Consider the following 12,769-nt stretch of genomic DNA (forward strand, 5'->3'; position numbering starts at 1 on the left):
TGGACAACCCGCCGCACCGACCCCGCCGGACCTGGCAGCATGGCGGGGTGACAGCAGCAACGCACTCCACTCTCTTCCCGCAGGTCCCCGAGTCGGCCGACGCGGTGCTCGACGGGCTCGACCCCGAGCAGCGCGAGGTCGCCCTCGCCCTGCACGGCCCGGTGTGCGTGCTCGCCGGTGCCGGCACGGGCAAGACGCGGGCCATCACCCACCGCATCGCCTACGGGGTGCGCGCGGGCATACTCCCGCCCGCGAGCGTGCTCGCCGTCACCTTCACCAACCGGGCCGCCGGCGAGATGCGCGGCCGGCTGCGCCAGCTCGGCGCGGGCGGCGTCCAGGCCCGCACCTTCCACTCCGCGGCCCTCCGCCAGCTCCAGTACTTCTGGCCGAAAGCCGTCGGTGGCGAGCTGCCCCGGCTGCTTGAGCGGAAGATCCAGCTGGTCGCCGAAGCCGCCGCGCGCTGCCGGGTCCGGCTCGACCGCAACGAGCTGCGGGACGTCACCGGCGAGATCGAGTGGGCCAAGGTCACCCAGACCGTGCCCGCCGACTATCCGGCGGCCGTCGCCAAGTCGGTCCGCGAGGCCCCCCGCGACCCGGCGGAGATCGGCCAGATCTACGCGATGTACGAGCAGCTGAAGCGCGACCGCGACGTGATCGACTTCGAGGACGTGCTGCTGCTCACCGTCGGCATCCTCCAGGACCGGCACGACATCGCCGACCAGATCCGCCGGCAGTACCAGCACTTCGTGGTCGACGAGTACCAGGACGTCTCGCCGCTCCAGCAGCGCCTGCTCGACCTGTGGCTCGGCGACCGGGACAACCTGTGCGTGGTCGGCGACGCCAGCCAGACGATCTACTCCTTCACCGGCGCCACCCCCGACCACCTGCTGAACTTCCGCACCCGCCACCCGAACGCGACGGTGGTCAAGCTGGTCCGGGACTACCGCTCCACCCCCCAGGTGGTCCACCTGGCCAACGGGCTGCTCAGCCAGGCCCGCGGCCGGGCCGCCGAGCACCGCCTGGAGCTGGTCTCCCAGCGCGACCCCGGCCCCGAGCCCGCCTACACCGAGTACGCGGACGAACCCTCCGAGGCCGAGGGCACCGCCCGCCGCATCCGCGACCTGATCGCCGCCGGCGTCCCGGCCGGCGAGATCGCCGTGCTCTACCGGATCAACGCCCAGTCGGAGGTCTACGAGCAGGCACTCGCCGACGCCGGAGTGCCCTACCAGCTGCGCGGCGCCGAGCGCTTCTTCGAGCGCCAGGAGGTCCGCGAGGCGGGCGTCGCCCTGCGCGGCGCCGCCCGCGCCGGGGGGAACGACGCCCTGCTCGACGACGCCGGGGACCTGCCGTCGCAGGTGCGGGCCGTGCTCTCCACCAAGGGCTGGACGAGCGAGCCGCCGGCCGGCTCCGGCGCGGTCCGGGACCGCTGGGAGTCGCTGGCCGCCCTGGTCCGGCTCGCCGAGGACTTCACCCGGGCCAAGCCCGGCGCCACCCTCTCCGACCTGGTCGCCGAGCTCGACGAGCGGGCCGCCGCCCAGCACGCCCCCACCGTCCAGGGCGTCACCCTGGCCTCGCTGCACGCGGCGAAGGGCCTGGAGTGGGACGCCGTGTTCCTGGTCGGCCTCACCGAGGGCATGATGCCGATCACCTACGCCAAGACCGACGAGCAGGTCGAGGAGGAGCGCCGGCTGCTCTACGTGGGCGTCACCCGGGCCCGGCTCCACCTGTCGCTGTCCTGGGCGCTCTCGCGCTCCCCGGGCGGCCGGGCCTCCCGGCGCCCCACCCGCTTCCTCAAGGGCCTGCGGCCCGGCTCCGGACCGCTCGGCGGGACCGGCGCGGGCGGCGGCGGGGGCATCGAGCGGGGCGCCGGCTCCGGCGGCCGCCGCAAGCGGCGCGGACCGGTGCTCTGCCGGGTCTGCGGCGCCACCCTCACCGAGGCCGGCGCGATGAAGCTGATGCGCTGCGAGGACTGCCCCTCCGACATGGACGAGGGGCTGTACGAGCGCCTGCGCGAGTGGCGCTCGGTCCAGGCCCGCGAGCTCGGCCAGCCCGCCTACTGCGTCTTCACCGACAAGACCCTGATGGCGATCGCCGAGCGCGTCCCGTCCTCCGACGGGGAGCTCTCCTCGATCTCCGGGGTGGGCGCCCGCAAGCTCGACCGCTTCGGCGCCGATGTTCTCGCCATCTGCGCAGGTGAGGAGCCCGGAGGAAGCGACGAGGAGGTCTGATGAAAACTCGTGGGAAAAATAGTTTGCGCCCGCCCCGTCAAGCCCCATAGGTTCTTAACCACGAGCCAGCGGCTTCTTTGAAGCCCTGTCTTCGTGCTGTACTTGTCCAAATGAACATGAGGGTCCGGCTCACACCGAACCCTCCGAGACGCCGAGAGGAGGCGATTGAAGTGATCAGCATCAAGAACGTCAAGACCAGCACCGCCAAAATGACCGATCTCTCGGTCGTCGCCTCCGCCTGCCCGCTCGGCCTCGTCGCCTTTGCGTCCGCTCCCTCCTTCGGCACCGGTCTGTCCGGAGCCGGTCTGTCCCTCGGCATGCCCGCCAGCCTGCTGATGGATCGCCTTGAGGAGAACGCGGAGCGACCGACCAAGGCACTGGAAGCAGGAGTGGTGGGCAAGGCCGAGGCCGCTGCCTATGGCTTCGTGGCGACCGGTGCCGGCATTCAGCGGACGACGACGCAGCACCACCACACGATGTGGGCCTTCCGTGGGCTCGAACCCTGGAGCGATCCAGCCTGATCGACGATCAGGCCGGCGCCTTCAGGGCCGCGGAACCCCATCAGGGATCCGCGGCCCTTCTGTTTGTCCCCGAACGGGGACGACGGAGCGAGGGGGCCTCGGGACCAGCAGTGACCGGTACCAGCCGAAACCCCGGCCCACCAGGCCGGAACGACCAGACGAGGAAACAAGACCCGTGCAACTCGAAGCGCACGCCCCGTCCGTACCGCCTTCCGAAACGATCCCCCCGCCCGGCCTCACGAAGGACTCCGCCTTGACCCCCCTCACCGCGCTCACCGCGCTCGACGACGCCATCGAGAACCTCGGGGTGCCCGTCCCCTGCCGCTCCTACGACCCCGAGGTCTTCTTCGCCGAGTCCCCGGCCGACGTCGAGTACGCCAAGTCCCTGTGCCGGACCTGCCCGCTCATGGAGGCCTGCCTGGCGGGTGCCAAGGAGCGCCGTGAGCCCTGGGGCGTCTGGGGTGGCGAGCTCTTCGTCCAGGGTGTGGTCGTCGCCCGCAAGCGGCCCCGTGGCCGCCCGCGCAAGAACCCGGTCGCGGCATGAACGTCTCCGGAACCATCGACCGACCCCTCACGCACGATCCCCAGAAGCAGGCCCCGATGACCTCGTCCGCCCACGAGCCCTCCGGCTCCGCGACCCCAGACGTTTCGATCAGCGGCGCGAACCGCTCGCGCCAGAACAGGACCCGTGAGATGCAACTCATCCCAGAAGCCCTGGCCCGTGCCCATATGCACGACAGGCGGCGTGAAGCCGAGGCGGAACGCCAGGCCGCGCGCCTGGTCGCCGCCCGGCGGATGCAGCGGCGCGCCGAGCGCGTCTCGCTGCGCGCCCGCCGCGCGCTCGCCATGGCCGTCATGCACTGAGCCAGGCAGACCCTGACCACGCGGGGGCCGGTCCGAACGGACCGGCCCCCGCGGTGCGTTGCCCGGTCGGCGGGGCCGCTTCGGGTTATCGTCACCAAGGTGAACGACGCCCCCGCCGCCGAACCCCCCATCGTCTGCGCCCGCTGCGGCAAGACCGCCCCGCGGCTGCCCGTCACCTGGACCTGCTCGGTGGAGAACGGCACCCGCCACTACTTCTGCGAGGACTGCGCCCGCGCCAACATCAGGGCCATCGAGGGCCGCCTCGACTCCTCCTGGTGGTGAGCCGCCGGCTGACCGACGGGGGCTACGCCTCCGGGTCGACGAAGCCCGGCAGCCACGCGGCGAGTTCGTCCCGCAGCCGCACCGTCGCGCCCAGCTGGCACAGCACCCCGATGGTGCTCAGGGTCACCCGGTGTATCAGCAGGTACGAGGGCGGCAGGTTCAGCTGCTTGCCCAACTGGTGGGCGGGGGAGCGCGGGTCGGCGATCCGGGCGGCCTGCGCGCGCATCCAGCCGCGGGTGAAGCCGAAGGCCTCCACCTCGGCCGGCTCGATGATCGGCAGCAGGTACTCCAGGACCGCGTCCGGGTCCAGGACCACCGACTCCTTCACGAAGCCCTCCGCCCGCAGCAGCTCGTAGACCCCGTCCGCCTCGCCCGCCAGCGCCATCCGCAGACAGGTGCCGATGGTCTTTGGCAGTCCGCCCGGCAGCCGGTCCACCGTGCCGAAGTCGAGCACCCCGAGCCGCCAGGACCCGGCGTCCCCGCCCGGCTCACCGTCCGCGTCCGGGTCCGCGCCGGCCGGGCCGGGCAGCAGCCGGAAGTTCCCCGGGTGCGGGTCCGCGTGCAGCAGCCCGGTGCGCGCCGGGCCGGAGAACAGGAACCGGGCGAGCAGCTGACCGGCCCGGTCCCGCTGCTCCGGCGTGCCGTCCGCGATCACCTCCGACAGCGGCACCCCGTCCATCCACTCGGTGACCAGCACCTGCTCCGACTGGTGCACCACCGCCGGCACCACCACGTCCGGGTCGCCGGCGAACTCCTCGGCGTGCGCCCGCTGGGCCTCCGCCTCCAGCCCGTAGTCCAGCTCCTCCGAGACCCGGTCCCGCAACTCCGTGATCAGCGGCTTGACGTCCATGCCCGGGATCAACGGGCCGAGCAGGCGGGCGAACCGGCTCAGCTGGGTGAGGTCCGAGAGCAGCGCTTCCCCGGCGCCCGGGTACTGCACCTTCACCGCGACCTCGCGGCCGTCGTGCCACACCGCCCGGTGCACCTGCCCGATCGACGCGGCCGCCGCCGGCTTGTCCTCGAACTCCTCGAACAGCTCCCGCCAGTCCGCGCCGAGCCGCTCGGCGAGCACCGTGTGCACGGTCCGGGTCGGCATCGGCGGTGCCGCGTCCTGAAGCCGCGTCAGCGCCGCCCGGTAGGGCCCGGCGATCTCCTCGGGAAGGGCCGACTCGAAGACGGACAGCGCCTGCCCGAACTTCATCGCCCCGCCCTTCAACTCGCCCAAAACCCTGAACAACTGATCGGCCGTGCGCTGCTGGAGCTCGCGCGCCACGATCTCCGCGGACCGCCCGCCGATCCGCTTGCCCAGGCCCCAGGTGGCCCGGCCCGCGAAGCCCAGCGGCAACGCGGCCAACTTGGCGGTCCGGGTGACCGCCTTCCGGGGAAGATCAGACATGCGCCCTCCAGGTCCCAGACTGCCGTGCCGTGCGGGACGTCCGCCCCGCCATTGTGTCCTGCACCGCTCCGGCCGCGGTCGCATGCTCCCCCTCGGGGCCGCGGCGCGCCCCGCACGGACACGCCGGATGTGCCCGGACCGGGGCCGAGCGCCACTCCAGCAGCGGCAGCGACGCCTCCCAGCGCGCCCCGGTGCTGGCCGGCAGGTCCCCGTCCAGGAAGGCCAGGGCGTGCGCGGCGGCCAGCCCCGCGACCGCCGCCGCCAGCGTCACGTCGCACGCGGGCAGCGCGTGCGGCGGCCCCGAGCGCCACTGCGCCGGCAGCCGCGGCCACACCGGCTCCCGGTCGGTCCGCTCCCGCTGCATGCAGCCCGCGCAGGCCGTGCCGCCCGGCAGCACCAACGGCCCCACCACACCGGTGGCTTCGAGCACCCCCGCGTACAGATGCGGCGTCCCCGTGGCGAGCCAGGCCTCCGCCGGCAGCGGGTCCGGCACATAGGCACCGAGCCCGTCCCGCGGGGTCACCACCACCAGCGCGAGCCCCGGCTCCCCGCCCCCGTCGTCCCGCCCGCCGGAGGCGGCCCGCGGCGGGCGTCCGCCCGGCGCCGAGCGGCCCACGAGGCGCCGCGCCGCCACCGTCCGGCGCTCGCCGACCGCCTCGGCCGGCAGGCCGCCGGGCGTCACCTCCCACGGCGGGACCGTGCCCCGGTCGAGCACCTCGACCCGCCCCACCCCGGCCGCCGAGAGCAGTGCCGCGACCGCCGCGCCCACCCGTCCCGCGCCGCGCACCTGCACCCGCGCCGCCCGCCGCGCGGCCAGCGTGCGCGCCGCGCCGTCCGGCTCCCGGTGCACCACCGACAGCGAGGCCAGATCCGCCCGCACCGGGTCGAGCTCCTCCGCCGCGCCCGGAGGCCCGCCCGGAGGCCGGGCCTCCGCGTCGGCGATCAGCCCGGCGGCGGCGAGCCGGTCGAGCAGCGCGTCGAGCCGCCCCTCCGGCAGCCCCAGCGCCGCCGCCTCGGCCCGCAGCAGCTCCAGACCCCGCGTCCCGTCGAGCAGCCCCAGGAGGCTGCCGGTCGTCAGGTCCAGCGGACCCAGGACCACCGCGTGCGCGGGCGTCACCCCGAACTGCACGGACTGCATGTCGCGCCAGGCGCGCCGCAGCGCCGGCTTCACCATCGGATGCATCAGCCACCCCCGTCGTGCCCCGTCATCGCTTGCACGGTCAGGTTGCCCGCTCCGCGGGATCCGTGCGCCGGGTTGTCCACAGGGCTGAGGCATTAATCATTCGAATGCGGCGGTGCGCGACGTCCGCCGCCGCCTCCGGGTAACGTCGGGGCCGTGCCGGACGACCCACACCGCAGCGTGACCAGCGAACCGCCCCGCTCCCCGGGGACGAGCGCGGTCGAGGTGCGCCGGAGTTCCCGCCGGCGCAGAACGGTCTCCGCCTACCGCGAGGGCGACCGGACCGTCGTGCTGATCCCCGCCCGCATGTCGGCGGCCGAGGAGAAGCGCTGGGTCACCGTGATGCTGGACAAGCTGGCCGCGCAGGAGAGCAAGCGGCTCCTCGGCGACCGCGAGCTGACCGAGCGCGCCGCCCGCCTGTCCGAGCAGTACTTCGGCGGCCGGGCCCGCCCCCGCTCGGTGCGCTGGGTCACCAACCAGAACACCCGCTGGGGCTCCTGCACCCCTTCCGAGGGCAGCATCCGGCTGTCCCACCGGCTCCAGGGCATGCCCGAGTACGTGATCGACTACGTGCTCTGCCACGAGCTGGCCCATCTCCTCGTGCCCGGCCACGGCCCGCGCTTCTGGGGCCTCCTGGAGGCCTACCCGCGCACCGAGCGGGCCCGCGGCTATCTGGAGGGCGTGGCCGCGGCCGCACGGCTGCCGCACCTGCCGCGACCGGACGGCGCCGCGGGCGACGAGGACGCGGTGCAGGACGAGGGCGCCGTGCAGGAGGAGGACTCCGCGTCGGGGCGGGGCTCCGCTCCGTAGCGGACCGTTCCGCTCCGTAGCCGAGTGCTCCGGTTCTGTACCGAAGAGCCACGGCCCTGCCGCGATGTCCGGATCAACCGTTAGCCTGGCGCGACGCAATCGTCGTTATCGGATGGGGGACGGTCGTCACTCATGGCCAGGGAATTCCAACGCGGCCACAAGGCCAAGATCAGCGATCTCACGGCGGGCACCGATCTGTACGTGGGCGTGCAGATCGCGGCGCCCGGCCTGACCTTCGACATCAGCTGCTTCGGGCTGGACGCCGACGAGCGGCTCTCCGACGACCGCTACTTCGTCTTCTTCAACCAGCCCAAGTCGCCCGAGGAGTCCATCCAGCTGCTGGGCGCGCAGGCCGGTGACACGGAATCCTTCCGGGTGACACTCGACCGGATCCCCGCCCACATCCACAAGCTGTCGTTCACCGCGACCATCGACGGCGCCGGCCAGATGTCCCAGATCGGGCCCGGCTGGATCCGGATCGTCGCGGGCGGCGAGGAGGTGGCCCGCTACGCCTTCGACGGCGCGGAGTTCTCCACCGAGCGCGCCGTCATGCTCGGCGACTTCTACCTCAAGGACGTGTGGCGCTTCGCCGCCGTCGGCCAGGGCTTCGACGGCGGACTGGAAGCGCTCCTGAAGAACTTCGGCGGCGAGGTCGCCGAGGAGGAGCCCGCCGCGCCGCAGCCGCCGCAGGGCGCCGCCCCCGGCTTCGCGCCGCCGGCCCAGGCCGCCGCGCCGCCCGCCTTCGCCGCCCCGGCCGCTCCCGCCCCGGCGCCGGCCCCCGCGCCCGCCCCGTCCTTCGGCGCGCCGGCCGCTCCGACGCCGCCGCCGGCGCCCGCTCCGGTGCACTCGGCGCCGACGATGGTCGGCCCCGTGACGCCCCAGGCGCCCACCCCGCCGCCCGCGCCGGCCCCGGCCCCGGCCCCCTACGGGCAGCCGCCGCAGCCCCCGCAGTACGGCCAGGTCCCGGGCCAGACGCCGCCGCACGGCGCGCCCGCCCCCTACGGGCAGCCGGCCCCCGGCCCGTACGGGCAGCCCGCGCCCGCCGCCCCCTACGGGCAGCAGCCGCAGTTCGGCCAGGTCCCGGGACAGGTCCCCGGCCAGCTGCCGCCGCAGGGCGTGCCCCAGGGCGCCCCGGCCGCCGGCGCCGGGCTCGCCGCCGCGCTCGCGCCGTTCAAGGAGACCGCGACCGGCGTCCGCTGGACCCCGCAGAACCAGCAGCTCATGCGGGTCGACCTCGCCATGGGCGGCGTCCCGGTCCTGGCCCGCCAGGGCTCCATGGTCATGTACCAGGGCAAGGTCGACTTCTCCTACAAGGGCGCCGGCTTCGCCGGCCGGATCGTCGGCAACGCCACCGGCCAGGAGATGCAGCTGATGCGCTGCACCGGCCGCGGCCAGGTCTTCCTCGCCGAGAACGGCGCCCACCTGCACCCGATCGAGCTCCAGGGCGACGGCATCTGCGTCTCCGCCGAGAACGTGCTCGCCTTCGACGAGTCGCTCCAGTACGAGGTGCGGCGCATCGAGGGCCACGGCATCCCCGGCGGCGCGCTGTTCACCATGCAGTTCCAGGGCACCGGCACCGTCGTCGTGAAGACCCACGGCACCCCGGTGGTGCTGCCGGTCACGCCGACCACCTTCGCCGACAGCAACGCCGTCGTCGCCTGGTCGTCGGCCTCCCAGGTCATCCTGTCCAGCCAGGTCCGGCTGCGCCGCAACGCGTACCCCGGCCACAGCGGGGAGACCGTGAACCTCCAGTTCCGGGGAGCCCCCGGCAACTTCATCGTCGTCCAGCCCTACGAGGTCTAAGGGGAGCCCGGAACCATGAACCAGCAACTCGCGGGCTACGCCCCGACCCCGATCGCGGCCCGGATGGAGAACCACGGCCGCTCCATGCTCAAGGTCGCCATGGCCACCGGCCAGGACCTGTACGCGCGCACCGGCTCGATGGTCGCCTACGAGGGCTTCATCAGCTACGAGCCCAACCCGCCGGCCGTCCGGCAGGTGGCCCAGCAGTGGATCACCGGCGAGGGCGCGCCGATCATGAAGTGCACCGGCGACGGCCTGCTCTACCTCGCCGACTACGGCGCCGACGTCGTCGTCATCAACCTCAACAACGACTCCCTCTCCGTCAACGGCAGCAACCTGCTCGCCTTCGACGCGCACCTCCAGTGGGGCGTCGAGCGGGTCAAGGGCCTGGCCAAGTTCGCCGGCCAGGGCCTGTTCAACGTCGAGATCTCCGGCACCGGCTGGGTCGCCATCACCTCGCGCGGCACCCCGGTGGTCGTCGACTGCGGCCGCGGCGAGGACGAGACCTATGTCGACCCGGACGCCCTGGTCGCCTGGTCGCCCGCGCTGAAGGTGAAGGGCAAGCGCAGCTTCAAGGCCTCCTCCCTGATCGGCCGGGGCAGTGGCGAGGCGTTCCAGATGGCCTTCTCGGGCCAGGGCATCGTCGTCGTACAGCCGAGCGAGGACAGCAGCGACCGGCTCCGGATCCGGGGCTGAGGGGGAGCGAGAGACACATGCAGAGCCCGCTTTTCAACCACGCCGAGCAGCAGAGCCAGGAGCGCTACGTCGTGCAGAACCCGCAGATGCTGCGGGTCTCCCTGGTCGGCCAGGACGACGTCCTGGCCCGCAAGGGCGCGATGGTCGCCTACCAGGGCCTGATCGACTTCGACGGCGAGTACCAGACCTCCGGCCAGCGCCGGGCCCGCGCCCGCACCGGCGAGGGCCTCGACCTGATGCGCTGCTCCGGGCAGGGCACGGTCTACTTCGCCAACCTCGCGCAGTACATCCACGTCGTGGACGTGGACCACGAGGGCCTCACCGTCGACAGCGCCTACGTCCTCGCGCTGGACTCGACCCTGCACACCGAGGTCATCGCGGTGGACAGCCAGTACGGGGTCTCCGGCACCGGCAAGTACCAGCTGAACATCACCGGCCGCGGCAAGGTCGCCCTGATGACCTCGGGCCAGCCGCTGATGATGCAGGTCACGCCCGACAAGTACGTGAGCGCCGACGCCGACGCGATCGTCGCCTGGTCCACCGGGCTGCGGGTCCAGATGCAGGCCCAGACGCACAACTCCGGCGTCCGTCAGCGCCGCGGCAACACCGGTGAGGGCTGGGAGCTCAGCTTCCTCGGCCAGGGCTTCGCCCTGGTGCAGCCGAGCGAGGTCATGCCCCCGCAGAACGCCGCCATCGGGCAGGGCATCGCCGCCCAGTACGGCGTCGGCCAGCACGGCGCGCACGCGCAGAACCAGAACAACGCCTGGAACTGAGACGGGGCCCGCGGGCGCGCGGGCCAGGACACGGGTAAGGGGCGGTCGCCATGGCGACCGCCCCTTACCCGTGAGTCACAGGCGCTTGAGACCCATGTGTCACAGCCGCTTGAGCGTCTCCTCCAGGAGCCGCACCACCGAGGTGTCCGCCACCCCGGCCACCTCGTCGTACGCGAACCAGCGCAGGTCCAGCGACTCGTCGCTGATCTCCTCCGCCGCCCCGGCCGGGGCCAGCGCCGCGTACTGCACGTCCAGGTGCCAGTTGCAGGGCGCCGGGATCGGGTGCCGGTCGAGCCGCACCGGGCCGCCGGGCAGCAGCGTCAGACCCGGGATGCCGGACTCCTCCGTGGCCTCGCGCAGCGCCGCGCCCGCCACCGTGGTGTCCTCCGGCTCGCAGTGCCCGCCCATCTGCAGCCACATGTTCAGCTTCCGGTGCAGCGTGAGGAGCACCCGGCCCCGCTCGGGGTCGATCACCAGCGCGCTGGCCGTCACGTGCCCGGCCGAGCACGGCTTGTACATGCCGTCCTCGTGCGCCGCGAGGTGCTCCAGATAGACGTCACGCAGCTCCTGCTGGTCCTCGTACCCCTTCAGCACCAGGACCGCGTCGTCGTGCAGGCTCACTTGTCGGTGTCGTCCTTGTCGTCCTCGGAGGCGTCCTCGGCGCGCCCGCGCGCCGCCTCGCCCAGCATCTTGTCCAGCTCGGAGAAGTCCGGCTGCTCGCGGTGGACGAAGCCGTCCGGGTCGTCCAGGTCGGTCGCCGTCGGCAGCATGTCCGGGTGCTCCCACAGGGCGTCCCGGCCGTCCACGCCGCGCGCGTCGGTGAGCGAGGCCCACAGCCGCGAGGCGTCCCGCAGCCGGCGCGGACGCAGTTCGAGACCGATCAGGGTGGCGAAGGTCTGCTCGGCGGGGCCACCGGTCGCCCGGCGCCGGCGCAGCGTCTCGCGCAGCGCGTCCGCCGAGGTCAGCCGGGTCTTCGCGGCCTCGTGCACCACCGCGTCCACCCAGCCCTCGACCAGCGCGAGCGCCGTTTCGAGCCGGGCCAGCGCGGCCTTCTGCTCGGCGGTGTCCTCGGGCTGGAACATGCCCTGCTGGAGCGCCTCCTGCAGCTGCTCGGGATGCGTCGGGTCCAGCCGGCCCACCGCCTCCTCCAGCTTGGAGGTGTCGACCTTGATGCCGCGGGCATAGCCCTCGACCGCGCCGAACAGGTGCGAGCGCAGCCACGGCACGTGCGCGAAGAGCCGCTGGTGGGCGGCCTCGCGCAGGGCCAGGTAGAGCCGCACCTCGTCGGCGGGGACACCCAGGTCCTTGCCGAAGGCCGCCACGTTCAACGGGAGCAGCGCGGCCTTGCCGGCCGGGCCGAGCGGCAGGCCGACGTCGGTCGAGCCGACGACCTCGCCCGCGAGCACGCCCACGGCCTGGCCGATCTGCTGCCCGAACATGGCGCCGCCCATGGAGCGCATCATGCCGATCAGCGGGCCCGCCATGGCCTGCATCTCCTGCGGCAGGACGTCGCCCATCGCCGTGCCGACCCGCTCGGCGACCGGGTCCACGAGCTGCTTCCAGGCCGGCAGGGTCGCCTCGACCCACTCGGCGCGGCTCCACGCCACGGCCGTGCCCGCGCCCGAGGGCAGCGAGGTGGCCTGGTCGAGCCACAGGTCGGCGAGGCGCACCGCCTCCTCGACCGCCGCCTTCTCGGCGGGGCCGACGCTCGCGTCCTTCGTGCCGTCGGGGGTGCCCTGCGCCACGACCTGGCGCGCGATCTGCTTGGCCATGTCCCAGTTGACCGGCCCGCCCTCGTAACTGAGCATCTGGCCGAGCTGCTGGAAGGCGGCGCCCAGGTCCTGGGGGTTCATGTTCCCGAACATCGCGGCGAACGGGTTGTCCGCGCCGCCCGGTCCGCCCATGCCGGGCAGCCCGCCGAAGCCGAACGGGTTGGCCCCGAAGGGGTTGCCCCCGCCCTGGCCACCGGACCCCTGGCCACCTCCGGCGGGGTCCTTCTTCTTGCCCTCGTCGCCGTTGTCCGGCTCCTCCGGCGGAAGGCCGAATCCGAATGGGGTGTCGCTCACAGGTTTCCTCGGCTCGTCGGGCCGCCGGCTTCCTGCCGACGGCGGGCTCTCACCACCAGCGTAGGCGGTGGCCCGCCGGTCGGGCCGGGCCGACGGCAGGCGACCGCCCCGACATCCGCACCGGATCCGGGCTCGGTGCTCCGCCGGGCC

General features: G+C 73.6%; 13 protein-coding genes. 9 read left to right on the forward strand and 4 right to left on the reverse strand.

The annotated features are described in order from the left end of the window. Positions 1-47 precede the first annotated feature (47 nt). From ACIGW2_RS04615 to ACIGW2_RS04635, 5 genes are all read left to right on the forward strand, one after another. Positions 48-2,228 carry an ATP-dependent DNA helicase UvrD2 gene (locus ACIGW2_RS04615; RefSeq protein WP_399841055.1) on the forward strand — a complete coding sequence of 727 codons (2,181 nt, stop codon included), beginning with the start codon at positions 48-50 and terminating at the stop codon, positions 2,226-2,228. Between the two features lie 170 nt (positions 2,229-2,398). Beyond that, positions 2,399-2,749, forward strand: coding sequence for a hypothetical protein (locus tag ACIGW2_RS04620; protein ID WP_356071233.1), 351 nt, complete (start codon positions 2,399-2,401; stop codon positions 2,747-2,749). 175 nt (positions 2,750-2,924) lie between these two features. Next, positions 2,925-3,293, forward strand: a complete 369-nt coding sequence (locus tag ACIGW2_RS04625; protein ID WP_356071231.1) for a WhiB family transcriptional regulator — start codon at positions 2,925-2,927, stop codon at positions 3,291-3,293. After that, complete coding sequence (locus tag ACIGW2_RS04630) at positions 3,290-3,613, forward strand: hypothetical protein (RefSeq protein WP_361579236.1); 324 nt, start codon at positions 3,290-3,292, stop codon at positions 3,611-3,613. The genes ACIGW2_RS04625 and ACIGW2_RS04630 overlap by 4 nt, the downstream gene beginning before the upstream one ends. A gap of 99 nt (positions 3,614-3,712) precedes the next feature. Beyond that, entirely contained in the window at positions 3,713-3,895 is a 183-nt protein-coding gene (locus ACIGW2_RS04635) for a hypothetical protein (protein ID WP_356071227.1), read from the forward strand. A gap of 22 nt (positions 3,896-3,917) precedes the next feature. Here ACIGW2_RS04635 and ACIGW2_RS04640 read toward each other — a convergent pair whose 3' ends face one another. Together ACIGW2_RS04640 and ACIGW2_RS04645 are read right to left on the reverse strand one after the other, a co-directional pair. After that, positions 3,918-5,291, reverse strand: a complete 1,374-nt coding sequence (locus tag ACIGW2_RS04640; RefSeq protein ID WP_391656224.1) for an ABC1 kinase family protein — start codon at positions 5,289-5,291, stop codon at positions 3,918-3,920. Next, complete coding sequence (locus ACIGW2_RS04645) at positions 5,284-6,474, reverse strand: ThiF family adenylyltransferase (RefSeq protein WP_399841060.1); 1,191 nt, start codon at positions 6,472-6,474, stop codon at positions 5,284-5,286. Before ACIGW2_RS04645 ends, ACIGW2_RS04640 begins: the two co-directional genes overlap by 8 nt. 153 nt (positions 6,475-6,627) lie before the next feature. Here ACIGW2_RS04645 and ACIGW2_RS04650 point away from each other — a divergent pair, with 153 nt between their 5' ends. The 4 genes from ACIGW2_RS04650 to ACIGW2_RS04665 all read left to right on the forward strand — a co-directional run bounded on the left by ACIGW2_RS04650 (position 6,628) and on the right by ACIGW2_RS04665 (position 10,553). Next, the gene (locus tag ACIGW2_RS04650; RefSeq protein WP_391656222.1) at positions 6,628-7,281 is read left to right on the forward strand and encodes a M48 family metallopeptidase; all 654 of its coding nucleotides are present in this window, start codon (positions 6,628-6,630) and stop codon (positions 7,279-7,281) included. 132 nt (positions 7,282-7,413) lie between these two features. After that, a complete protein-coding gene (locus tag ACIGW2_RS04655; protein WP_399841063.1) occupies positions 7,414-9,084 on the forward strand; it encodes a TerD family protein in 1,671 nt (556 codons plus the stop codon). 15 nt (positions 9,085-9,099) lie between these two features. Then, entirely contained in the window at positions 9,100-9,780 is a 681-nt protein-coding gene (locus ACIGW2_RS04660) for an AIM24 family protein (RefSeq protein WP_391656220.1), read from the forward strand. A 17-nt stretch (positions 9,781-9,797) separates the two neighbouring features. Next, entirely contained in the window at positions 9,798-10,553 is a 756-nt protein-coding gene (locus ACIGW2_RS04665) for an AIM24 family protein (RefSeq protein WP_361579248.1), read from the forward strand. A gap of 99 nt (positions 10,554-10,652) precedes the next feature. Here ACIGW2_RS04665 and ACIGW2_RS04670 read toward each other — a convergent pair whose 3' ends face one another. Both ACIGW2_RS04670 and ACIGW2_RS04675 read right to left on the reverse strand, forming a co-directional pair. Continuing rightward, entirely contained in the window at positions 10,653-11,174 is a 522-nt protein-coding gene (locus ACIGW2_RS04670) for an NUDIX hydrolase (protein ID WP_361579250.1), read from the reverse strand. After that, positions 11,171-12,619 (reverse strand): zinc-dependent metalloprotease, encoded by a 1,449-nt coding sequence (locus tag ACIGW2_RS04675; protein ID WP_391656219.1) that lies wholly within the window; start codon positions 12,617-12,619, stop codon positions 11,171-11,173. The genes ACIGW2_RS04670 and ACIGW2_RS04675 overlap by 4 nt, the downstream gene beginning before the upstream one ends. Positions 12,620-12,769: the final 150 nt, after the last annotated feature.

This window comes from Streptomyces sp. NPDC053541 (assembly GCF_044544705.1).
Taxonomy (GTDB): domain Bacteria; phylum Actinomycetota; class Actinomycetes; order Streptomycetales; family Streptomycetaceae; genus Streptomyces.

What these genes read in the sequence shown, in the direction of transcription:
- ACIGW2_RS04630 (WP_361579236.1), top strand. Translation starts at nt 3,290, where the DNA reads ATGAACGTCTCCGGAACCATCGACCGACCCCTCACGCACGATCCCCAG.
- ACIGW2_RS04640 (WP_391656224.1), bottom strand. Translation starts at nt 5,291, where the DNA reads ATGTCTGATCTTCCCCGGAAGGCGGTCACCCGGACCGCCAAGTTGGCC.
- ACIGW2_RS04645 (WP_399841060.1), bottom strand. Translation starts at nt 6,474, where the DNA reads ATGCATCCGATGGTGAAGCCGGCGCTGCGGCGCGCCTGGCGCGACATG.
- ACIGW2_RS04655 (WP_399841063.1), top strand. Translation starts at nt 7,414, where the DNA reads ATGGCCAGGGAATTCCAACGCGGCCACAAGGCCAAGATCAGCGATCTC.
- ACIGW2_RS04660 (WP_391656220.1), top strand. Translation starts at nt 9,100, where the DNA reads ATGAACCAGCAACTCGCGGGCTACGCCCCGACCCCGATCGCGGCCCGG.
- ACIGW2_RS04665 (WP_361579248.1), top strand. Translation starts at nt 9,798, where the DNA reads ATGCAGAGCCCGCTTTTCAACCACGCCGAGCAGCAGAGCCAGGAGCGC.